The sequence below is a fragment of the Bifidobacterium sp. AGR2158 genome, assembly GCF_000424225.1.
Classification (GTDB): Bacteria; Actinomycetota; Actinomycetes; order Actinomycetales; family Bifidobacteriaceae; genus Bifidobacterium; species Bifidobacterium anseris.
This window is the reverse complement of sequence record NZ_AUJM01000011.1, coordinates 476,137-497,032: the sequence shown is the minus strand read 5'-3', so window position 1 is coordinate 497,032 and position 20,896 is coordinate 476,137. Positions and strand designations below refer to the sequence as shown.

Below are 20,896 nucleotides of genomic sequence, written 5' to 3'. Positions count from 1 at the left end.
TGACGTATTCGTTCCCGAGCGAAACCGTAACGATATGTTGCATGCAGCAATGCAGAAAGAGGAGGTACGTCGTGTCGTTCCCGCTCATTCCACTGGAAGACAAGATCATCGTCAAGCAGGCCGAGGCCGAGACGCAGACCGCTTCGGGCCTGTTCATCCCGGACAACGCCAAGGAGAAGCCGCAGCAGGGCGAAGTCCTCGCCGTCGGCCCGGGCCGTCGTGACGAGAAGGGCGAGCGCATCCCGATGGACGTCAAGGTCGGCGACAAGATCCTGTACTCGAAGTACGGCGGCACTGAAGTGCACTACCAGGGTGAAGACTACCTCATCGTGGCCGCGCGCGACGTGCTCGCGGTGCTTGCCTGATTCGCACCGGCCGCGCGATCCGCGCGTGCCGCGTTGGCGAAGGCCCCGTGTGTCCCTGTGACGCGCGGGGTCTTCGCGTATCGGGGGAGGAAGGTGGCGCGGAGCGGCACAGCTCCAGCGGGGGTGCCGGCGGCGCGACGCGCGTGCGGCAGAACACGGGAATAGAGCGGCGCCGGATTGCTGTTGAGCCCTATGTGCGGCCGGTAGCCGCGCGCGAGAAGGCTGTTGCGCCGACGTTCGCCGACTGGGCGAAAACCGAGGAATGGCAACGCGACACGCCGAGATTTGCGGAAAGTTACCCTCCCGTGGCATACTAGCCAAGTTGCCGGTTGAACCTCAACCGAAAACGATGGCGGATTTCCCAAGCGGTCAAAGGGACCTGACTGTAAATCAGGCGCTTCGTGCTTCAGTGGTTCGAATCCACTATCCGCCACGCCTCGATAGCTCAGTGGTAGAGCACTTCCTTGGTAAGGAAGAGGTCGTGAGTCCGATTCTCACTCGAGGCTCTCTGGCGGGATAGCTCAGCTGGCTAGAGCGTACGACTCATAATCGTAAGGTCAAGAGTTCGAGTCTCTTTCTCGCTACTATAAGGGCCGGGAAACCGGCCCACATATTCGACAACAAGAGGTGAACCAAATGGCAAGCAAGAGCGCAGACATTCGTCCGGGCATCACGCTGGCATGCACCGAGTGCAAAGAGCGTAACTACATCACGACCAAGAATCGTCGTAACACGCCCGATCGTCTCGAACTGAAGAAGTTCTGCCCGCGTTGCGGCAAGCAGACGCTTCATCGCGAGACCCGCTGAGCACATAGACTTGTGGGAGCCCGACCATTGCGGTCGGGCTCTTTTCGTTTCCCGGCCGCCGCGCAGTCTGCGCCGCAGTCGCCCTTGTTGGGCGCGCCGCCTGCATTATTGTGGGCAGCTGAACCCGACCCGGCAGTCGCGTTTTTTGTTACTGTGGGAGTCATGACTACTTTCGCAGAGCTCACCACCATCGGCGTAGGTGGCAATATCGATCATTTCATGGAACCGACGACGCGCGCGAGCATCATCGAGGAGATCGAACACGCGGACACCCACGGCATCCCCGTGTGCGTCATCGGTGGAGGCTCGAATCTGCTCGCCTCCGACGACGACTTCCACGGCCTCGTGCTGCGCGACGCGCGCCGCCTCATCACCGTGCCCGACGAAGCCGATCCGGTCGAGAACGGCGACAACACCGTGCACGTGACCGCCGAAGCCGGCTGCAACTGGGATGACCTCGTCGCGTTCTGTGTCGAACGCGGCCTCGAAGGCATCGAAGGACTCTCGGGCATTCCCGGCAACGTCGGCGCGAGCGTCGTGCAGAACATTGGCGCCTACGGCCAGGAGGTCGCGACGAGCGTCGAATCGGTCGAAGTGTGGGACCGCGAGGATCGGCAGACGAAGACGCTGTCGAACGTCGAAATGCAGTTCGGCTACCGTTCGAGCCTGCTCAAGACGAGCATGTACAAGGCGCCGGGCGTGCCGAACGAGGAATACTATCCGTCGCCACGCTACATCGTGCTGTCCGTGACCTTCGCGCTCACGCACACCGAAACCGGCTCCGTCAACTATCCGCAGCTCGCGAAGGTGCTCGGCGTCAACCTTTCCGACCGCATCCCGATCTCCCGACTGCGCGACGCCGTGCTTGACGTGCGCGCGTCGAAGGCGATGCTCGAGGACGCGACGCGCTATCGTCTGCCGATCATGGTCGACGAGAAACGCCCGGAGGCGGTCGAACGCGCGATCCGCGCCCAGCAGCGCTACGTGACGGCGCACGATGCGCCCGCCGACGTCATCGACGAACATATGCAGGCGACGACCGGTGAAAACGAGGACTACAACCGCCACAGCTGCGGCAGCTTCTTCATGAACCCGATCGTCGACGACTCCGTCGCCGCCGCGCTGCCCGACGACTCGCCGAAGTATCCGGCGACGCTGCCCGACGGCTCGACCGGCGTCAAACTGTCCGCCGCGTGGCTCATCGACCACGCCGGCTTCCACAAAGGCTACCGCGTGTCGCCGGACGCGCGCGCCGCACTCTCCGACATGCACACGCTCGCAATCACGAATCGCGGCGGCGCGACCTGCGGCGACATCGTCGCGCTCGCATCGGCGATCCGCGACGGCGTGCGCAAGCAGTTCAACGTGACGCTCGTGCCCGAGCCGGTCATGGTCAACACGAAGCTGTCCTGAATGCGCGCGCCGGACGAACAGTGACGTCCGCCGGCACGTTTTGCCGCACTTAACGCGCATCTGCACGGAAAAACCGTGTGGATGCGCGTTTCGTATCGGGGAATCTTGCTCACAGTGAACGGTGCGCGGGGGCCGTCCTACACTTAGGCTGCGTATCTGGCAACCATCGCCTGTTCGCAGGTTACGCCAAAAGCTCATGAGCGCCAGCTGCATGTACAGAGTAGGAACGCGAACAAGGTGGCATTGTGCAGATATTCAGGACGAAGTCAGTCGAACAAACCATAGCCGAAACGAACGAGACGGGACATTCGCTCAAACGCAGCCTCGGATGGTGGGACCTCGCCGTCATGGGCGTCGCCGTCGCCGTCGGCGCCGGCATCTTCTCGGTGGGGGCGCAGGCCGCCGCCTTCCATGCAGGCCCCGCCGTCATCATCAGCTTCATCATCGCCGGCGTCGTCTGCGGCGCGGCCGTCATGTGCTACGCCGAATTCGCGTCGATCATGCCGGTGGCCGGCTCCGCGTACACCTTCACCTACGCGACGATTGGCGAGATCATGGCGTGGATCATCGGCTGGGACCTCATCCTCGAAATGCTCATGGCCGGCTCTGTCATCTCGAAATACTGGGGTGTCTACCTCAACGACTTCATGCGGCTCATGGGACTGGACTGGAACACGAACCTCAGCTTCGGCTCCTTCCACCTCGACATCGCGCCGATCATCATCGTCGGATTCTTCACCGTGCTGCTCGTCTTCGGCACGAAGATCGGCGCACGCGTCGACGGCGCGATGACGATCCTCAAGATCGCGATCGTCGTCTTCGTCGTCGTTGTCGGATTCTTCTACATAAAGGCCGCCAACTACACGCCGTTCGTGCCACCGAGCGAACCAGCGGATCATGTGCAGCACGGCGAACTCGGCGGCAGCATGGCGCAGCCGCTGTGGCAGTGGATCACGCACATGAGGCCGACGATCTACGGATGGTCCGGCGTGCTGTCCGGCGCCGCGCTCGTCTTCTTCGCGTTCATCGGCTTCGACGTTGTCGCCACCGCCTCCGAGGAGACGAAGAATCCGAAGCGCAACGTGCCGCTCGGCATCGGCGTCGGCATGCTGCTCGTCATCGTCATGTATGTGCTCGTCGCGATCGTCACGACCGGCATGGTCTCCTACAAGCAGCTCGCGACAGTGGACAGCCCCTCGCTCGCGACCGCATTCGAACTCGTCGGCGCCGACTGGGCGGCCAAGATCATCAGCTTCGCGATCGTGCTCGGTCTGGCGACCGTCGTCATGGTGCTGCTGCTCGGCCTGACGCGCGTCGTCTTCGCAATGAGCCGCGATGGCCTGCTGCCGCGCGAGATCTCGCGCACCGGCAAGCACGGCACGCCGGCGAAGCTGCAGATCGTCGTCGGCGTTGTAGTCGCGCTCGTCGCCGCCTGCTTCAACATCGATGTATTGTCCGACATGGTCAACATCGGCACGCTTTCCGCGTTCACGCTCGTCGCGCTCGCAATCCCGATCATGCGCAAGAAGCGCCCCGACCTGCCGCGCACGTTCCGCATCCCCGGCAACCCGTGGGTGCCGATCCTCGTTGCGCTCGCGAACTTCTGGCTCATGCTCAACCTGACCGTGCTCACATGGATCCGCTTCCTCGTCTGGCTCGTCGTCGGCTTCATCATCTACTTCACCTACAGCTACAGCCATGCGCGCCTGGGCACCGGCGAACTCGACGCCGAACTCGAACGCTTCGACAAGGAGCAGCGCATCAGCCAGCTTGAGGAGACGGCGCACGAGACGGCCGAAGCGAAGGCGAAGGCCGAACGCCGACGCGAGGAACGCTGAGCGGGCCCGCGCGTCGACTTTGCCCGGCCGCACTCTCGCGGTAGTCTGGGAACGGAATTGTAAGGAGGACACAGATGGCCTATGTGATTGCCCAGCCCTGCGTGGACGTCAAGGACAAGGCATGCGTCGACGAATGCCCGGTCGACTGCATCTACGAAGGCAAGCGTTCGCTGTACATCAACCCGAACGAATGCGTCGACTGCGGCGCCTGCGAGCCGGTCTGCCCGACCGAGGCGATCTTCTATGAGGACGATCTGCCACCGCAGTGGGAGTGGTACAAGGACGCGGCGATCGAATTCTTCGCCGAAGTGGGCGATCTCGGCGGCGCACAGGCCGCCGGACCGATCGGCAAGGATCCGAAGCGCGTCGCCGAGCTGCCGCCGCAGAACGGCGCGTGAGTCTCAACCTGATCTCAACCGCAGGACAAGCGCACGGTCCGCGGATCTCCCGTCCAACGGGAGATCCGCGGACCGTTTTTGTGCGCTGGGCGGTGTTGTGCGGTTGGGGATGGTTGTGAAAGGGTTCAGGGCGTCTGGAAGCGGTTTCGAGCCGGTCTCAACCGGTCGCAGGGTGTCTGAACGCGGTCCCGCATGGATTCGCGTGGCGTATCTGCATTGAGGGAGAGCAGCATCTCGGATATCGGCGAGTATGGCCTCGCGGATCGTTGGAAAATCAAGGCCGGATTGGGCCGATACTCGGCATTTGTCGAGAAGTTGCTCTCCCTCAGCGCAGATACCGTCGGCGAGGCCTCGCGAACCTCGTCAACGACGGGGACAATAATCGTCGGCAGCAGCCGAACATGCGAAAGCAAGGAGCGTGAGATGGGATTCCATGATTATTCGTCGCCGTACGACTGGTCGCGCATCGCGCAGTACAAGGAACGCGCTCGGGAATTCGCCGGAGGCATGATCGACCTGTCAATCGGCTCCCCGGCGGACGATGTGCCCGAAGCCGTGCGCGTCGCCCTCGCCGACGCCGCGAACGCCGTGAACGCCTACGGCTATCCGGCGACGGTCGGCACCGCCGAGCTGCGCGCCGCGTTGCACGAATGGTTCCGCACCTGCCGCGACGTCGAACTCGCCCAGATCGGGGCCGACGTCGTGCCGACGGTCGGTTCGAAAGAGGCGGTCGCGATGATGGCGTCGCTGCTGCATCTCGGCCCCGGCGACGTCGTCGTCCAACCGCGCGTGTCCTACCCGACCTACGAGATCGGCACCCAGGTCGCCGGCGCCACCGTGCTCAAAGTCGATGACGTCGCCGACGTCGCGTCATGGAAAGACGTGCCGGGCGTCAAGGCCGTGTGGGTGAACTCGCCGAACAATCCGACCGGCGCAACACTCGACGCGGCGCAGCTGCATGCGATCGTCGAGGCGGCGCGCGCGATCGACGCCGTTGTGCTGTCCGACGAATGCTACGCGATGATGACGTGGAACGACGACAACGACGGCGACGGCATGCTCGAACGGGATCTCGTGGGTTCGCCGTGCGCGCTGCGCGCCGACGTATGCGACGGCGACGCGCGCGGCGTGCTCGTGCTGTACTCGCTGAGCAAGCAGTCGAACATGGCCGGTTACCGCACCGCATGCATCGCCGGCGACGCGGCGATCGTGCACGACATGACGAACCTGCGCAAACAGCTGGGCCTCATCGTCCCCGGCCCCGTGCAGGCGGCGATGATGGCCGGACTGCGCGCGAGGGACGAGGTGCGTCTGCAGCACAATCGCTACCATGCGCGGCTCGAGGCGCTCGTCGACGGGCTGCGCGCCTACGGCTACGACGCGTCGATGCCGCGGGGCGCGCTCTATGTGTGGGTGAAGGCGCGATCCGGCGATTGCTGGCAGGACATGGAGGACCTCGCGTCGATCGGCATTATCGCGAGCCCCGGCGAGTTCTACGGCGACGGCGCCTATCTGCGTTTCTCGACGACCGTGAGCGACGAGGACGTCGCGGCGGCCGTCGGCAGACTGCGCGCGGCCGCGACGCTGTGACTGTTGCGGCTGGCTGGGTCGTTGCGGCTGGCTCGGCCGCCTCGCGTCGTTCAGATGCCGAGCTGCGCGCTGTCTGAGCCGAAACGACCGCGGATTGCGTCGAGCGCCTTCTCGGCGCCGCGCAGCCGCGTCTGTGTCGTCGAGTCGTGCCCGTCGTCGCCGATTTCGGCGAGCATGTCGTCGAGCGTCGGCTGGATGACCGTCGTCGCGCGGTCGCTCAGCCCGCTCACCGACATGCCGGCGAGACGGATCGCGCGCGGCAGCCGCGTCGGTGTCGCATCCGGCGGCACGCCGAGCATCGCGCGCAGCAGCTTGAGCGTGACCGGCAGCAATGCGCTCGCGGCGTCGGTCTGCTGTTCAATCGTCAATGATTTCGTCGAGATGCTCAGGTCGGGGAACCGCAGTTTCACGGTGACCGTGCGCGCGACGAGCCCTTTGCGCCGCAGCGTGGACGCGACGTCGTCGCAGCATCGGCGCAGCAGCCCACATACGCTTGCGGCGTCGCTTACGTCCTGCGCGAAGGTGTGTTCGGCACCGATTGATTTCTCCGGCGCGTGCGTGACGATCGGCCGCGCGTCGAGGCCACGCGCCGCGTTGTAGAGCCGTTCGGCGGTGATGCGCGACCCCGTGATGCCTTCGAGCAGCGGTAAATCGAGTTCGGCAAGCGACTTCACCGAGTCGATGCCGTGCTCACCGAGGCGGCGTTCGAGCGCGGGGCCGATGCCGGGGATGCCGCGCAACGGCATCATCTGCACGAATTCTGCCTGACGGTCGACCGGGATGAGCAGCATGCCGTCTGGTTTCGCGTTCGTCGACGCCATTTTCGCGACGAGTTTGTTCGACGCGACGCCGACCGAGCAGGTGATGCTGTGGCGTGCGCGCACCTGTTCGCGCAGCCATACGCCGATGTGCAGCGGCGAACCCCATTCGAGCAGCGCGCCGGCGACGTCCATATAGCATTCGTCGACCGAGACCTGCTCGATCTGGTCGGTTATGCGACTGAAGATCGTGCCGAAGATGTCGCGTGAGACCTGGCTGTAGTAGTGGTGGTCGACGGGCAGGAAGACGCCGCTGGGACACAGCTGATGCGCGCGCGACGCCGGCATCGCCGAGTTGATGCCGTATTTGCGCGCCTCGTAGTTCGCCGCCGATACGACGGCGCGGTTGCCGGTGCCGATGATGACCGGACGCCCTGCGAGTTCGGGATGCCGCGCGATCTCAAGCGACGCGAAGAACGCGTCCATGTCGATGTGCAGCACCGTGCAGCCACGTGCGTCGTGGCCCCAGTCGCGCTTGGCGGCGGCGATGCGTGGTGCTGTGCTCATGCACCGTATTCTAATGGAACATTTGTTCGAATGGAAGCGGAGGCCGCGGTGTGGCGTGGGAAGATTCGAGTTCGGTGGCGCGGCGTTGGGAACGCGGGAGCGGGATTGCGGGCGATTGTCGGTGATTGCGAGCGGGGGGGGGGAACACGCAATGGGACGGCGATTTGTGCTGGTCGGGGAGGGCTGCTATGCTTACAACCTGTTGCGCTTATGAAGTGCGACGTGGAGTCATGCCTGAGTGGCCGAAAGGGGCACCCTGCTAAGGTGTTAGTCGCGTTAGCGGCTCGAGGGTTCGAATCCCTCTGACTCCGCCAATGAAAGTCGAAACCGATCATGGTTTCGACTTTTTCGTTGTTCGGGCCGGTGGGCTGAGGCAGCCGCCGCCGAGTTGGACTGGGCGCTGCTGTGGTGCACTGGGTGCTGCCGATACCTGGCTGTGGGACGATCTGACCGCAGTGGGGAATCGGCTGTATGGTGAACAGTTGTGTGGTGATTGACCGTGTAGTGCTCTGGCGTGTGGTGATCGATTGTGCAGATTGACCGTGTAACTGCGTGGGGGATTGACCGAAAAGATGAAGCCGCGGTACGCCTTTGTCCACAGCCTCGATTCGTCACTGTAGTACGTTCTGCAAATCCTTGCAAATCGTGCAACGTTTTCATGGACAGTTTCATGAGACGGCAACGGCTGCCCCCATCCAACGCGCGCGAGTACCCGATTTTTCGCCCCTGCGCCGTCTGCCATCCTCCCACCAGCCGCCCCATTCGCAATCTACCCAACTGATCCCATCCAAGCGGTCCGTTCCGTCATCCCCGTCGACGCCTCGTCCCGCAATCAGGCCTGTTCGCGGGTCGGATGATCGGGGCTATCGACGTTTCGTCCCGGAGCTCGGCCGGTTCTCGGGGCGGTTCATCGCTCGCGACGACGATCCGTCCCGTTCCGTCCCGCTTCATCGGGGCTGTCGACGGTTCGACCCGCAATTGAGCCTGCTTGCGGGTGGGGTTGTTGACGCGGGCGATGAAACGGGACGCATGCGCTTGTGGACGTACGGCGGCGGCCGTCCAGCTCGCCGAGCGGTCTGCGCCGGCGCAGTGCTGAGGGGCTGCTGAGGGGTTGGTGCGGGGCTGACGGACCCGCAGGCGCTACAGTGGGACGCATGACGGAACATATCGACCCCACGGCAACTGCGGCCGCCTCGAATGACGCGCCGCGGCACACCCAGCCTGCCCAGCCCGTGCACTCCGCACTACCCACCCAAACCACCCAACCGGCACTCGCCCTCTCCCTCCCGCTCGTCGCGATCCCGTGCATCTTCGAGGACATGGTCGTGCCGCTCAAAGCCGCGTTGCCGCTGCTCGATGGCATCGCGCAGGTGCGCATGTTCGAGGATTACACGCTCGACGAGGACACGTTCGTGGCACGAGCCGAAGGCGCCGAAGCCGTCATCGTCATCGGCGTGCACATCACCGACGACATGCTGCGCCGACTCGCCAAGACCGTGCGTTGCCTCGCGTTCGGCGGCACCGGCGTCGCCAGCTACGTCAACTTCGATCTGGCGCGCGAGCTCGGCGTGCGCATCTGCAACGTGCGTCATTACGGCGATGCGGCCGTCGCGGAGTTCACCTTCGCGCTGATCCTCGAACTCGCGCGCCGCGTCGGCGACCTCGATCGCGAACTGCGCGCCGGCGACTGGAGCGGCACGAGCAGCGTCGAACTCGCCGGCAAGACGCTCGCGATCGTCGGTTTCGGCGGCATCGGGCAGACGGTCGCGCGCATCGCCCACGGCTTCGGCATGAACGTGACCGTCTGGGATTCGGGACGCGGCCCGCGCGAACGCTACACCGAGCATGACGTGACGCCGATCGCGGACATGCGCGCGCTGTTCGCCGGCGCTGACGTCGTCTCGCTCCACATGCCGCTCGTCGACGGCACGCGCGGCATGATCGGCGACGCAGAACTCGACGCGCTGCGCCCGGGCACGATGTTCGTCAATACGGCGCGCGCCGAGATCATCGCCCCCGGCGCGCTCGTCCGCCGTCTCGAACGCGGCGACGTCCCTGCGGCGCTCGACGTCTACTATCAGGAGCCGCTGCCGATGGACAGTCCGCTGCGCGCGATCGACGGCCTCGTGCTCACACCGCACGTCGCATGGCGTTCCGACGGCGCAAACCGCAACCTCACCAAGCAGTGCGTCGAGGATGTCGTCTCGTATTTCACCGGCGGCAAGATGAACGTCGTCGTCGACCCGGAGGCGGCATGACGCGCACGATCCTCAACGACGCCGCCGCGCCGGCGCATGACGCCTTCGTCGAGAAGAAGTCCGAGTTCATCGGCGACGCGTGCCACGTCGACGACCTCGACGACGCGCTCATGTTCGTCGAACAGATCCGCGACATGCATCCGAAATCGCGGCACGTCGCATACGCGGCGATCGTCACCGACGACACCGGCCGCGTCATGGAACGGATGAGCGACGACGGCGAGCCGTCGGGCACCGCCGGCAAGCCGATTCTCGATGTGCTGCGCGCGAACGGACTGACCGACTGCGTCGTCGCCGTCACGAGATACTTCGGCGGCATCCTGCTTGGCTCGGGCGGTCTGATCCGCGCGTATTCGACCGGCGCGTCGCTCGCCGTGAAGGCGGCGCGCACGGCGTGCATCGTGCAGTGCAGGCGATATCTCGTCCGTCTCGACTACGCACAGCTCGGCGCTTTCCAGCAGCTGCTCTCCGCCTGCGACGGCGCGCAGCTCGACGCCGCGTTCACCGACCATGTCGAAGTCGAATGCGCCGTGCCGACCGACATCGAGGGTCAATTCACCGACCGCGTGCGCGAAACCTTCAACGCGAACGTCGTGCCGGAAGCGCTCGGCCTCGTCGCGCGACCCGTCGAGGAACGATAGGCGACGCGCGGCGACACGCGCACCGATACGCGGGCGCGGCGCTCGCGGCGCCGGGCGTGCGCATACGGGCGTTGCTACAGTGAGACGACGTGCGCATCCGCATACGCGCGATGCAGTGCGCTGTGATTGAGTGAAGTGATCTGGCGGCGGGCTGATTGATCGGACGGACAGAGGTGGAACGATGACCGATGAGACGATGACGACTGACGAAACGACGGATGCCGCGGTGACGTCGGATGCTGCAGTGACGGCCGATGCTACGGCGACGGAAACCGCTGCCGTCGATGCAGTCGAGGGTGCTGCTGATGCCACAGCCGCCGATGGCGTCGCTGATGCGGCCGCCGACACCCCCGACGCGCCGCATGTCGAGCCGCTGACGGCGACGTACGAGCGGCTGCGTCATTCGACGGATTCGGCGGAGCTGCACGAGTTCGCGCGCCGTCCATTGCCCGACCGCAGTGAGCAGGCGGCGTTTTCGCGCGCGACGGCATTGCTTGAGGCCGTCGCCGGCAATCCGCACACGCCGGAGGAGGACCGCGTGTTCCTCGCGAGCACGATGCCGTTCCCGAACGTGCTTGTCAAGCTGTCCGAGGACGCATCGCCAGCGGTGCGCGAGGCGGTCGCCGCGAACGCCGACGACAAGAACTGGCTCGTCGGTCGACTCACGAAGGACGACGTGGCCGCCGTACGTGACAAGGCGCTGCGCAACAAGCGCACGTCGTGGAAGATGCGTCTCGAGGGCGCCCAGGATCCGGATATGGACGTCGACACGCTCGATTTCCTCTCCCGACTCGGCGTCGAGCTCGAACCGGATGCGAACGTTGTATTGTCGTCGATGGTGCGTCGTGCTGTAGCGCTTAACCCGAACGCGTCACAGGAGATCCTCGAAAGACTGAGCTCCGATTCGAGCGACGAGGTCGTGCATGCCGCGCGTCGTCGCCTCGCCCAATGAATCCGCCTTCTGTGGCAAAACTATGGCGAATGCGCGCGTTTCGGTGTTTTGACAACGTTTGTTGCCCTACACTAGGAAGCTATGGTAGAGCAAATGGAAGAAAGCCCGGAGCGCCTCGCACGTCCTCTCGTGCGTCTGGCGTCCATGATGGGCGTTGCAACTAGTTACACCGGTCTGTCGCGTGATTTCCATGAGATTTCCGACGAGACGCTCGTCGCGATCCTTGGTGCGCTCGGCATCGACGCGACCTCCGACGAGGCAATCGAGAAGGCGATTGCCGACATCACGCGTGAACGCAACATGCGCCTGATCGACCCGACCGTGCTGCACACGGTCGGCAAGGAGACCCATGTCACGCTGCGCACCGGCATCACCGAGCCGGCGCAGGTCTCACTGATCCTCGAGAACGGCGAACCCTTCGCGGGCGAACTCGTGATCAACGCGATGCCGGAAGCCAAGGTGCATGAGATCGACGGCAAGTTCATCGCGGAATCCGATCTGATCCTCCCCGCTGAGCTTCCGGTCGGCTATCACACGCTGCACGTCGAAAGCGGCGAGCGTTCCGAGGACGCGACGCTCATCAGCGCGCCGGAGCGCATCGAAATGCTCGATCCGATGAAGAACGGCTCGCTGTGGGGTTGGATGGCCCAGCTGTATTCGATTCGTTCGGCTGATTCGTGGGGCGTCGGCGACTACACCGATCTGCGCACGCTGCTCACCGACGGCAAGCGCTACACGGACGCCGATTTCCTGCTCGTCAACCCGCTGCACGCCGCCGAGCCGGTCGTGCCGCTCACGCCGTCGCCGTACCTGCCGGTGTCGCGCCGCTTCGTGAACTTCACGTACATCCGTCCCGAGGACATTCCGGAGTACAACACGCTCGACGACGACGCGAAGGCGAAGGTCAAGGCCGCACACCAGAAGGTCGAAGGCCTCAACAACGACGCGCAGCTCATCGACCGCGACGCGATGTGGCTCGAGAAGAAGCCGGCGCTGCGTGAGGTCTTCGACGCCGGCCTGTCTCAGGAACGTCAGCGCGAGTTCGACGAATACAAGGCGCGCTGCGGCGAGGACCTCGAAGCCTACGCCACCTGGTGCTTGTGCTACGAGATGTGGGGCGCGCCGCAGGACAAGGCGGACAGCTGGATCCACAAGATGGACAAGCAGTCGCCCGAGGTCATCGCGTTGCGCGAACAGCATGCCGACACGCTCGAGTTCTACCGTTGGCTCGAGTGGACGGCGACGCAGCAGCTGCATCTGGCCCAGGAGGCGGCTCGCACCGCCGGCATGAAGATCGGCATCATGTCCGACATGGCCGTGGGCGTGCACCCGCTCAGCTCCGAAGTGTGGTGGAACCCGGAACGCTTCGCGAAGGGCGCCACCGTTGGTGCGCCGCCGGACGTGTTCAACCAGCAGGGCCAGAACTGGAGCCAGCCTCCGCTCAGCCCGCTGGCGCTCAAGAACACCGGCTACCGCTCCTACCGTGAGATGGTGCGCGGCATGTTCGACTGCGCCGGCGCCGTGCGCATCGACCACATCCTCGGCCTGTTCCGCCTGTGGTGGATCCCGGAGGGCCACGCGGCCGTCGACGGCACCTACGTCTACTACGACCACAACGTGATGCTCGGCATCCTCGCGATCGAGGCGAGCCGCGTCGGCGGCATCGTCGTCGGCGAGGACCTCGGCGTCGTGCCTCCGTACGTGCAGAAGTCGCTGTCCGAACACGGCGTCCTCGGCTGCGCCGTCGAATGGTTCGAGCAGATGGACGGCGTTTTCACGCCGCCAAAGCATTGGCGCCCGTACGCGCTCGCGTCGGTCAACACGCACGACCTGCCGCCGGCGGCCGGCTACCTCGAGTACGAGCACGTCAAGATCCGCGAACGTCTCGGCCTGCTCGAGGAGGGTGCCGAGGCCTTCGAGGCGAGCGCCCGCGCGGAGCACAACGCGATGCTGCAGATGCTCACCGACGAGGGGTATCTAGATCCGTCGGTGCTGCAGGACGAAACCGCGCACGAGACCGAGATCGTCGAGGCGCTGTACCGCGGCCTCAAGGGATCGCCGTGCAAGCTGCTCGCCGCGTCCATCGTCGACGCCGTCGGCGAGAAGCGCGCACAGAACCAGCCGGGCACCGACAACGAGTACCCGAACTGGCGCGTTCCGCTCGCTGACGCGGCCGGCGATGCGGTCATGCTCGAAGATCTGTTCCGCGGCGACCTGCTGCAGAGCATCACGAAGATCATGAACGCCTGATTTCCGCCATTGCGTGCATAGGGGCCCGACGCTTGATACAAGCGCCGGGCCCCTTGCCGTAGAGGAGCGCCGTCTCGTCGTTGATTCGATTTACGGCGGTCTCAGTGCTCCCTCCGCTGCTGATACGTCAGCGTGACCGCCGTTTGCGGCACGACCAGCTGATGATGACGCGCGCGCCGTGCCCATGACAAGTCATCGCCGTCCTCGTCATTGAACGGGTCGATCGGCGTCAGTAGGTCGAACAGCAGCACGAAATCGCCGTAGAATGCGGCCGCATAGTCCGGGGAGTCGCGCCAGTCGAGTGCTGAAATCTCGATGAGATGACCGAGATTCGCCACATGATGTCGCGTGGCCATCCGTGCCACGTCGTGCAGCAGCTGCACCCAGTCGCCGTCGTTGAACGCGCCCGACGCGAAATCGTCCTTCTCGACGAACCATGTGCGGCTTTCGCCGCCGCGGGCGATGCGCAGTATGTGCCGGATGATGACGCCGAATTCGATTTCGTCGAGTTTACCGAACATATTTTTTCGTTCCCGTCCATATGTTGTCCGTCGCGGTCAGTTTAGCGGCCGCCGCTGCGATCGGATCGGGATCATGCTGGAAGAACGCTGATACGAAGCGACGCGCCCTGCCGAGTAGGCGGGACGCGTCGCGTCGTTATGATTTAGACGATGCTCAGTTGGCGTCTGGGACGTCTGGGACCTCTGGGGCGTCGGGGAAGCGGTAACGCTTGAGCATCTCGTCGCGGAACCATTCAGAACGCCGCTTGACGTCGTGGACCGTCCAGGATTCCTTGTCCTCGATGGATTCGCCTTCTTTCGGGATGCTCGTGTTGATCTGCAATGGGCTGCGCAGGCCGACGTATTCGCCGTTGTCCTTATAGTCGCGCTTTGAGAGGTCGTAATGCGTGTCGTTCTCGGAGACCGGGTGCTCGGAAACGGAGAAGGGCTTTTGCTGCATGTTCTCGTTGTACGCGGTGAGCGTCAGATTGCCGAAACGATGGGTGTACTCGTCTTTGAGATCATTCGCGATAGACGGATCGTCGGGGGAGATCCGTTCCTTCCAGTGTTCGGGCAGATCACCTTCGGGGAGGATGTGTTCGATCGTCCAACGCGGCTTGCCGTTGGGGAGTCTGTCGTCGAGATCGAGAGGGCGCGCCTTCGTGGACAGGCTGACGTGGTTGCTCCGCTGCAGTCCATGTTCCAGATCGATGAGTACGAAACGCGTGGTTTTCGCGTTCTGATCGTAGATCGGACGCTTGAGGATCTCTTCGCCGAAATCTTCGTCGTTCCTGCTCATGTCCTTCAGTGTATGCACGATGGCGCGTACGATGTCCTCGCCACGCAGCGAGTCGTCCGTGCCGTCGATGGCGCGGATGAGGCCGATGAGCTTGGCGCGGATGTTCGACGACTTCGGATACTCCGCGATGTTGCGCCGCACGTAGAACGTCACGAACGCGCGCAGGATCACGGACAGCTTATCCTTATCGAGTTGCAGGTCGTCGGCCTTGACGAACAGGAACAGCAGCAGTGGATAAGCCTGCGTCGATTCCAGTTGCTTGAGGTCCTGCAGCAGCTGCTGGATCTCTTGGTCATCGAGCAGGGCGTTGCCGCTGGATGCGCCGGACTCGTCGAAGAGGCGGATGATGGTGGCATATGCACGTGCACGGCCGATCATCGCCTGCATATAGGTGCGGCCGCCCAGTCGGGATGCGGATCGCTTGCGCTTGAGCACATCCTGATACCGGTACAACGCCTTGCCTTTCGTCACCGACCCCTTTGCGCTGCTTTCGAAGGCGTCGTAATTGTTGAGGAAGAACTGCGTGAACGCCTTTGAGTCCACATCGCCGTCAGCATTCGTGAAGATCCCAGCGAGTTCCTCCCAGCGCGTCTCGAGCGAAGATTCCCGCTGCGTATCATTTTGGTTGCTGTCCATGCTCAGGAACTCGCTCTTGAGCAGATCCACGAGCGTCAGCGGCAGCCCCTTCGAATTGAGCGAGGAGAAGATGTTGAAGGCGTCACCGATGTTCGGCGCTTCGATCTGCAGGATCATCAGATCCATGAGCTTGTCGTAGAAGTCTGAGATCGCCTCCATATCCGGGAAGGTGTCCTTGTCTTTCAATGTGTCGAAGACGTGGCGGTAGCGCTTCATGAACACGCGGTTCCTCTTGACGCGGGGATTTTCCACTTTGCCTTCATCGCGCGCATGGATGCAACGGATGAGTTCCTGATAGATCACCGCGTCATCGCGGAGCAGCTGCAGACGTGGGTTTGTCACATTGTCATCCACGATCAGGCGGCACGAGATACGGGTGCTCATCTTTTCCGCGCGTCGTCGATCCTCCTTGGCTACAGCGTCGTCGTCCCTGAACTCGATGCAAATCTCCCAGAGCGCCAGCAGGAACAGGGACAGGGTCGTGAGACGCTGTTGTCCGTCGATGACCTCGTAGGTCGCGCCGGATGGATCGTTCTCCTTCTCCTGCGTGGTGACCAGGATGTTGCCGATGTAATAACCGTTGTCCTCTGCGCAGATGTCTTGGAACAGCTGATCGATCTGCTGGTTCTTCCATGAGTACGGCCGCTGATACGGCGGGATCCTGTAATGCTCCCGGCTATCCATCCTCAGCGTCTCTGCGAGTGATCGGCTCTTCGCCACTATGTTCATGACGACCTCCATTGATCGATGTCCCCAACATGGTTCAGATCCATGATCACTCAACATCGCGGTTTTGTCCTGTTGTCGGTGTTTCGTCGCATCCCCCGCGCGTCGCGGGCCCAGCATTGTCAAGACAGCCGATATACTAGAGGATTGTTGTGTTTCCCTACGGGGTCCTTCAAAGCGCTTTCCCACTCGCCATAAGGACTTTCAGGGAGCCCACGGTAATGAGACCGAACGGAGACGCCCTAACCAAGCATGTCCAGGAAGTCCGGAACACAATACAAAGAAAAGGTATATCGTGAAAACTTTCACACCGAAGCCAGCTGATCTGACTCATGACTGGTACATCATCGACGCCTCCGACGTCGTGCTTGGCCGTCTCTCCGTCGCCGCGGCGAACCTGCTGCGCGGCAAGAACAAGCCGTCCTTCGCTCCGCACGCCGATTCCGGCAACTACGTCATCATCATCAACGCCGACAAGATCGCGCTGACCGGTGACAAGATGGACAAGGAACTCTACTCCCACTCCGGTCGTCCCGGCGGTCTGCGTCGCGACAGCTATGCCGAACTGCTCAAGAACAAGCCGGAGCGCATCATCATGCACGCCGTCAAGGGCATGCTGCCGAAGAACAAGCTCGCCAAGGTCCAGCTGACCCGTCTGCGCGTCTTCGCTGGCGAGGAGCATCCGTACGCCGGCCAGCAGCCGCAGGTCTTCGAGATCGATCAGGTCTCGCAGCAGGCAAAGTGAACCGTTAGGAGATAGATATCATGGCTGAAAACACCAACAACTCCCCGGTTCAGGAAACCGAGGCTGAGAACACCGTCGCCTTCACCACCGAGACCAACTCCGGCGCCGGCACCGGCACCTCCGCGATCGCCCCGGGCTACGGCACCGGCCGTCGCAAGGAAGCCGTCGCCCGCGTGCGTCTGGTTCCGGGCACCGGCAAGTGGACGATCAACGGCCGTACGCTCGAGGAGTACTTCCCGTCGAAGCTGCAGCAGCGTGAAGTCAACTCGCCGATCGTCCTGCTCAAGCTTGAGAACAAGTTCGACGTCGTCGTCCTCGTCGACGGCGGCGGCACCACCGGCCAGGCCGGCGCGATCCGCCTCGGCGTCGCCCGCGCGCTCAACGCGATCGACCGCGACGCGAACCGTGCGGCCCTGAAGAAGGCCGGCTTCCTGACGCGCGACGCGCGCGTCGTCGAGCGCAAGAAGGCGGGTCTGCACAAGGCTCGCCGCGCACCGCAGTTCTCGAAGCGTTAATTTGCGCGTTCCATTGCTCGCAATCCTGCAGGCCATCCGCATAGCGGGTGGCCTGCTTGCTGTATATGCGGGGTACCGATTTGCGAAGCGGCGGTGGTTGTTGCTGGACGAGTCAGAGAACCTCTACAATACAAGTGGCACAGAGAGCATGCAGCGCCATTGGAGGATAGTTCTACAACTGCAGGCGTATGCAATCAACAGTGCGGAATCGTGCACCGAGAACTATATGGAACGCGTCGAAACATCTGGCGGTAATGATTTCTAGCATGGCACATGGAGCTTACCGGCGCATCATCATTTAGCTACAGTATTGAGAATAATCGTGAGTATATAGAGTATCAACTCTTTCAGTCTATAAATAATAAAAGAGTTAAACGCCAAAATGTGTGTCCTCTTTGATTAGTTGTTGTCCTGCCACGGTGTGTTCTTGTGGAGGTCGTTCCGTTCGATGCCTGTGCCGTATCGCTGCGGCATGCCGGTCTGGTCGTGCAAGGTCCGGGGATCGTTCTGCCATGCGTTCTCGTACCACTGGTCGAGCTGTTCGTCGGTGACGGCATGCTTGACGAGCCATTCGCGGCTTTCGGGGCAGATGGTGTGCCGGTGGCGCCACCGGCACACGGCCCTGATCCGACGTTCCGGACTCAGGCCTCCGTGCCGGCGCGGCATGGCGCGGATCAGTGAGTTCATGCTTTCGATGCGGTTGTTGGTCGTGGGGATGTCCCCGATCCTGGGAAGGTGAGCATCTGGTCCTTGACGACGAGCCTGCGCGGCATGCGCCTGGCTTTGGCGAGACGCTCATGTGCGTCGTGTTCGCGCCCGTCGGCGTTGCGGCGGTGTTCGTCGATGGACGTGTTGCATGCGGCCTCCCATCTCGGCCGGTTCCTGCCCCACTCGTCGACCGTTTCCCGGTCGTGCGCCTTCGATGGTGCGATCGCCGGATTCCGCAGCTGCTTGGACGGCTCGTAGCGGGGATGCCTGCCGGCCGGTCGGGTGATGTTCATGCAGATGTGGAACAGGCGGCGCTGCACGGGCGTCTCGGGCCATGTCTCGTGCAGTGCCTTGAGCGGTCCGCCGCCTCCGTCGCACACGACCGTGTCGGGCGGCGCCGGACGCGGCAGGAGGCGTTTCCATGCGGCGGACGTCTCGCTGCGCGCGACATGCCGTCCCGCCACGTGCGAGGTCTCGTCGACGGCGATGGGCGCGACCGCGTCGCGACCCGGATGGATGCCGTCGAGGTGCGGCGCGGCATGCACGACGCCGTCTCTGGGTACGGGCGGTATCAGGCTCCACATCGGCTCGCACTTGCGTTGCGGCGTACGCGCCGGCAGATGATGCGTCTCGAGTGCGTCCTTGGACATGAGCCGGTCCAGCGCGGTGCACGGGTCCTTGGCCTTCGTTGTCCGGGTTCGCGCTTGTACTCGCGCCGCAGCCCGCGCACCGGTACCTGATCTTGCCGCCGGAGGTCCTGCCGTTCTTCTTCATCGTCCTTCCGCGGGACGAACATTTCGGTCGTTGCATGGCACCAGTCGACCAACGCGATCATGAACCGACGCGGACACCAAGCGGGAGAACAGCTCCGGAATCATTTCGGACACACGAAACGGCCGGGCGCCATAATGACCGGACACATCATGAACACCCGACACGCCAATCGGCAAAAGGCATCAGCTCAGATTAAAGACACATCTTTTGGCGTATAACCCTAATAAAAGTATATCGTATGAAAGATATTGCTATATATTGATTCAAGGGACACAGTTATGTTCTTATCTCAGTATATGGAATATGAATAATCTATAGTGGATATATCCTATAGTATAATCATGCTATCGTATAAAACAAGGGAAGGGGTATGATGCCAAGTAGAAAGGCTTTCAGATTCTGTCTTGCCGTAGGTGTAATTATGTTCACTATCTATACTCCGGCTGAGGCCTTCGCTGATACTGAAGAAAAAATAGAACAAACCGTCAACCTATACACCAGTCAGATACAGAGCACCTATTCGTTTAGTCGGTCAAGGCTTCGGTCAGAGTCTTCGACGCAACAAAAACTCGCTGAAGAAAATGGTTATAATAAGTTTGCGACACCTGATACAATGACAATTGATAGTGCGGAAGTTAAGGCAAATATATTAAAAGCCGAAGATCATGATGGCGAGTACTCTGTCGTGGCTGACATCACTACGATTCTACATCAAAGGCCAAACAAAAACGTTACTATTACTATTGGTGACGAAGAGCGTGATGTGTTAGATAGTTCTGCAACTGATATGCACAGGCTCACACTCGCAAAAGATGTAAATGTTCAAACAGGTTATCGGATTATTTCAGATGAAATCATTGGAGCTGCGGACTCACAGGTAGATATTAAAATGGTTTCACACAATGCTCCTTTTATCCTACAGACTGAGGAGAGCGCGGCACCTTCTGCGGCAATGGAGTCAAAGGCAGGGTTTGATTATCTCACAGCTGTGACGTACGCTGAAAAATGGACAGAAAATGGTAGCAATTGTACGAATCCTGAATATCCAAGTGATCCTGCTGGACCATTTTGTACTGGTGCTCAATGCACGTATTTTGTCTCTCAAGTTTTGCATGTAGGAGGCTTACCTGCAACCGATATAGACATACATAATTACAAAAGTGATGACCGATGGGGATTTAAGAAGCAGCCTCATAATTATTTCACTTCCTTTACGTGGGGTGCCGCTGATAATAATTATCGTTATATGAAGAATTATTCAAATATTTTTGATGCGGAGAACAACTATCACCGTCTTGGTGCAGGTTCGTTAATATATGCCGACTGGCAGGAAGAAGGGAAGAATGACGGGCATATCGATCATGCAATGGTTGTTGTGGGCAGTAAAGTCATAAGAGATGATAACGGGAGGGTGGTAGACGCATACCCTATTATTTGCCAGAAATCAGTGAATAGGCATGATTGGGATTTTCAAAATACTCTTAAAGATGCTCCTGGTGCAAAATGGTATGGTTTGCAGTTGAGATATTAAGAATAATTTAGAAACGAAGTAATGTTGCGGTATATTTAATATGTCAAATAGTAGTATATGTGTTTGATGTGTGTTGCAAACTCCTTCATGATGAACATAAACATTTGACGTATTTTTATATAACA

Annotated in this window: 18 protein-coding genes and 4 tRNA genes; 17 read left to right on the top strand and 5 right to left on the bottom strand. The window is 61.7% G+C overall.

Annotated features, from left to right (window positions below; translation table 11 throughout):
• Positions 1-71 precede the first annotated feature (71 nt).
• The 9 genes from groES to dapC all read left to right on the top strand — a co-directional run bounded on the left by groES (position 72) and on the right by dapC (position 6,411).
• Positions 72-365 (top strand): co-chaperone GroES, encoded by a 294-nt coding sequence (gene groES, locus G606_RS0102570; RefSeq protein WP_026644651.1) that lies wholly within the window; start codon positions 72-74, stop codon positions 363-365.
• A gap of 351 nt (positions 366-716) precedes the next feature.
• Positions 717-798 (top strand) — tRNA-Tyr (locus tag G606_RS0102565).
• 1 nt (position 799) lies between these two features.
• Positions 800-871, top strand: a tRNA-Thr gene (locus G606_RS0102560).
• 4 nt (positions 872-875) lie between these two features.
• A tRNA-Met gene (locus G606_RS0102555) sits at positions 876-949 on the top strand.
• A gap of 52 nt (positions 950-1,001) precedes the next feature.
• Entirely contained in the window at positions 1,002-1,172 is a 171-nt protein-coding gene (rpmG, locus tag G606_RS0102550) for a 50S ribosomal protein L33 (RefSeq protein WP_022858912.1), read from the top strand.
• Between the two features lie 162 nt (positions 1,173-1,334).
• Entirely contained in the window at positions 1,335-2,585 is a 1,251-nt protein-coding gene (locus G606_RS0102545; RefSeq protein ID WP_026644650.1) for an FAD-binding protein, read from the top strand.
• A gap of 245 nt (positions 2,586-2,830) precedes the next feature.
• Positions 2,831-4,423, top strand: coding sequence for an amino acid permease (locus G606_RS09610; RefSeq protein ID WP_081663899.1), 1,593 nt, complete (start codon positions 2,831-2,833; stop codon positions 4,421-4,423).
• 74 nt (positions 4,424-4,497) lie between these two features.
• Entirely contained in the window at positions 4,498-4,821 is a 324-nt protein-coding gene (gene fdxA, locus G606_RS0102535) for a ferredoxin (protein ID WP_024540987.1), read from the top strand.
• 423 nt (positions 4,822-5,244) lie between these two features.
• Positions 5,245-6,411, top strand: a complete 1,167-nt coding sequence (gene dapC, locus G606_RS0102530; RefSeq protein ID WP_026644649.1) for a succinyldiaminopimelate transaminase — start codon at positions 5,245-5,247, stop codon at positions 6,409-6,411.
• Between the two features lie 50 nt (positions 6,412-6,461).
• Here dapC and dinB read toward each other — a convergent pair whose 3' ends face one another.
• Entirely contained in the window at positions 6,462-7,736 is a 1,275-nt protein-coding gene (gene dinB / locus G606_RS0102525; protein WP_026644648.1) for a DNA polymerase IV, read from the bottom strand.
• A 224-nt stretch (positions 7,737-7,960) separates the two neighbouring features.
• On the opposite strand from dinB, the gene G606_RS0102520 reads away from it, so the two are divergent.
• The 5 genes from G606_RS0102520 (at position 7,961) to malQ (ending at position 13,837) form a co-directional block, all read left to right on the top strand.
• A tRNA-Ser gene (locus G606_RS0102520) sits at positions 7,961-8,050 on the top strand.
• A 1,005-nt stretch (positions 8,051-9,055) separates the two neighbouring features.
• Positions 9,056-9,994: a D-2-hydroxyacid dehydrogenase family protein gene (locus G606_RS0102510; RefSeq protein ID WP_231371392.1), complete on the top strand. Its 939-nt coding sequence runs from the start codon at positions 9,056-9,058 to the stop codon at positions 9,992-9,994.
• Complete coding sequence (locus G606_RS0102505; protein ID WP_034523382.1) at positions 9,991-10,635, top strand: IMPACT family protein; 645 nt, start codon at positions 9,991-9,993, stop codon at positions 10,633-10,635. The genes G606_RS0102510 and G606_RS0102505 overlap by 4 nt, the downstream gene beginning before the upstream one ends.
• A gap of 181 nt (positions 10,636-10,816) precedes the next feature.
• On the top strand, positions 10,817-11,587 hold the full coding sequence (locus tag G606_RS0102500; RefSeq protein ID WP_026644645.1) for an AbrB family transcriptional regulator: 771 nt from the start codon (positions 10,817-10,819) through the stop codon (positions 11,585-11,587).
• Positions 11,588-11,668: 81 nt separating this feature from the next.
• The gene (gene malQ, locus G606_RS0102495; RefSeq protein ID WP_026644644.1) at positions 11,669-13,837 is read left to right on the top strand and encodes a 4-alpha-glucanotransferase; all 2,169 of its coding nucleotides are present in this window, start codon (positions 11,669-11,671) and stop codon (positions 13,835-13,837) included.
• A gap of 101 nt (positions 13,838-13,938) precedes the next feature.
• Here the strand turns inward: malQ and G606_RS0102490 are convergent, their stop codons facing one another.
• Both G606_RS0102490 and G606_RS09605 read right to left on the bottom strand, forming a co-directional pair.
• Positions 13,939-14,358 (bottom strand): hypothetical protein, encoded by a 420-nt coding sequence (locus G606_RS0102490; RefSeq protein ID WP_026644643.1) that lies wholly within the window; start codon positions 14,356-14,358, stop codon positions 13,939-13,941.
• 154 nt (positions 14,359-14,512) lie between these two features.
• Entirely contained in the window at positions 14,513-16,501 is a 1,989-nt protein-coding gene (locus G606_RS09605; protein WP_196799988.1) for a DUF262 domain-containing protein, read from the bottom strand.
• Positions 16,502-16,793: 292 nt separating this feature from the next.
• On the opposite strand from G606_RS09605, the gene rplM reads away from it, so the two are divergent.
• Together rplM and rpsI are read left to right on the top strand one after the other, a co-directional pair.
• The gene (rplM, locus tag G606_RS0102480) at positions 16,794-17,243 is read left to right on the top strand and encodes a 50S ribosomal protein L13 (protein WP_026644642.1); all 450 of its coding nucleotides are present in this window, start codon (positions 16,794-16,796) and stop codon (positions 17,241-17,243) included.
• A 20-nt stretch (positions 17,244-17,263) separates the two neighbouring features.
• Positions 17,264-17,758, top strand: a complete 495-nt coding sequence (rpsI, locus tag G606_RS0102475; RefSeq protein ID WP_026644641.1) for a 30S ribosomal protein S9 — start codon at positions 17,264-17,266, stop codon at positions 17,756-17,758.
• Positions 17,759-18,157: 399 nt separating this feature from the next.
• On the opposite strand, the gene G606_RS09600 is transcribed toward rpsI, so the two are convergent.
• Positions 18,158-18,445, bottom strand: coding sequence for a hypothetical protein (locus G606_RS09600; RefSeq protein WP_051198366.1), 288 nt, complete (start codon positions 18,443-18,445; stop codon positions 18,158-18,160).
• Positions 18,442-19,116, bottom strand: a complete 675-nt coding sequence (locus G606_RS09595) for a hypothetical protein (RefSeq protein ID WP_051198364.1) — start codon at positions 19,114-19,116, stop codon at positions 18,442-18,444. Before G606_RS09595 ends, G606_RS09600 begins: the two co-directional genes overlap by 4 nt.
• Before the next feature lie 545 nt (positions 19,117-19,661).
• Between G606_RS09595 and G606_RS10875 the strand changes: the two genes are divergently transcribed.
• On the top strand, positions 19,662-20,771 hold the full coding sequence (locus G606_RS10875; protein WP_196799987.1) for an amidase domain-containing protein: 1,110 nt from the start codon (positions 19,662-19,664) through the stop codon (positions 20,769-20,771).
• The last annotated feature ends 125 nt before the right edge of the window (positions 20,772-20,896 follow it).

What these genes read in the sequence shown, in the direction of transcription:
- G606_RS10875 (WP_196799987.1), top strand. Translation starts at nt 19,662, where the DNA reads ATGTTCACTATCTATACTCCGGCTGAGGCCTTCGCTGATACTGAAGAA.
- rpsI (WP_026644641.1), top strand. Translation starts at nt 17,264, where the DNA reads ATGGCTGAAAACACCAACAACTCCCCGGTTCAGGAAACCGAGGCTGAG.
- G606_RS0102500 (WP_026644645.1), top strand. Translation starts at nt 10,817, where the DNA reads ATGACCGATGAGACGATGACGACTGACGAAACGACGGATGCCGCGGTG.
- G606_RS0102490 (WP_026644643.1), bottom strand. Translation starts at nt 14,358, where the DNA reads ATGTTCGGTAAACTCGACGAAATCGAATTCGGCGTCATCATCCGGCAC.
- dinB (WP_026644648.1), bottom strand. Translation starts at nt 7,736, where the DNA reads ATGAGCACAGCACCACGCATCGCCGCCGCCAAGCGCGACTGGGGCCAC.
- G606_RS0102510 (WP_231371392.1), top strand. Translation starts at nt 9,056, where the DNA reads ATGGTCGTGCCGCTCAAAGCCGCGTTGCCGCTGCTCGATGGCATCGCG.
- rpmG (WP_022858912.1), top strand. Translation starts at nt 1,002, where the DNA reads ATGGCAAGCAAGAGCGCAGACATTCGTCCGGGCATCACGCTGGCATGC.
- fdxA (WP_024540987.1), top strand. Translation starts at nt 4,498, where the DNA reads ATGGCCTATGTGATTGCCCAGCCCTGCGTGGACGTCAAGGACAAGGCA.
- malQ (WP_026644644.1), top strand. Translation starts at nt 11,669, where the DNA reads ATGGTAGAGCAAATGGAAGAAAGCCCGGAGCGCCTCGCACGTCCTCTC.
- G606_RS0102545 (WP_026644650.1), top strand. Translation starts at nt 1,335, where the DNA reads ATGACTACTTTCGCAGAGCTCACCACCATCGGCGTAGGTGGCAATATC.
- dapC (WP_026644649.1), top strand. Translation starts at nt 5,245, where the DNA reads ATGGGATTCCATGATTATTCGTCGCCGTACGACTGGTCGCGCATCGCG.
- G606_RS09600 (WP_051198366.1), bottom strand. Translation starts at nt 18,445, where the DNA reads ATGAACTCACTGATCCGCGCCATGCCGCGCCGGCACGGAGGCCTGAGT.
- G606_RS09595 (WP_051198364.1), bottom strand. Translation starts at nt 19,116, where the DNA reads ATGTCCAAGGACGCACTCGAGACGCATCATCTGCCGGCGCGTACGCCG.
- G606_RS0102505 (WP_034523382.1), top strand. Translation starts at nt 9,991, where the DNA reads ATGACGCGCACGATCCTCAACGACGCCGCCGCGCCGGCGCATGACGCC.
- G606_RS09605 (WP_196799988.1), bottom strand. Translation starts at nt 16,501, where the DNA reads ATGAACATAGTGGCGAAGAGCCGATCACTCGCAGAGACGCTGAGGATG.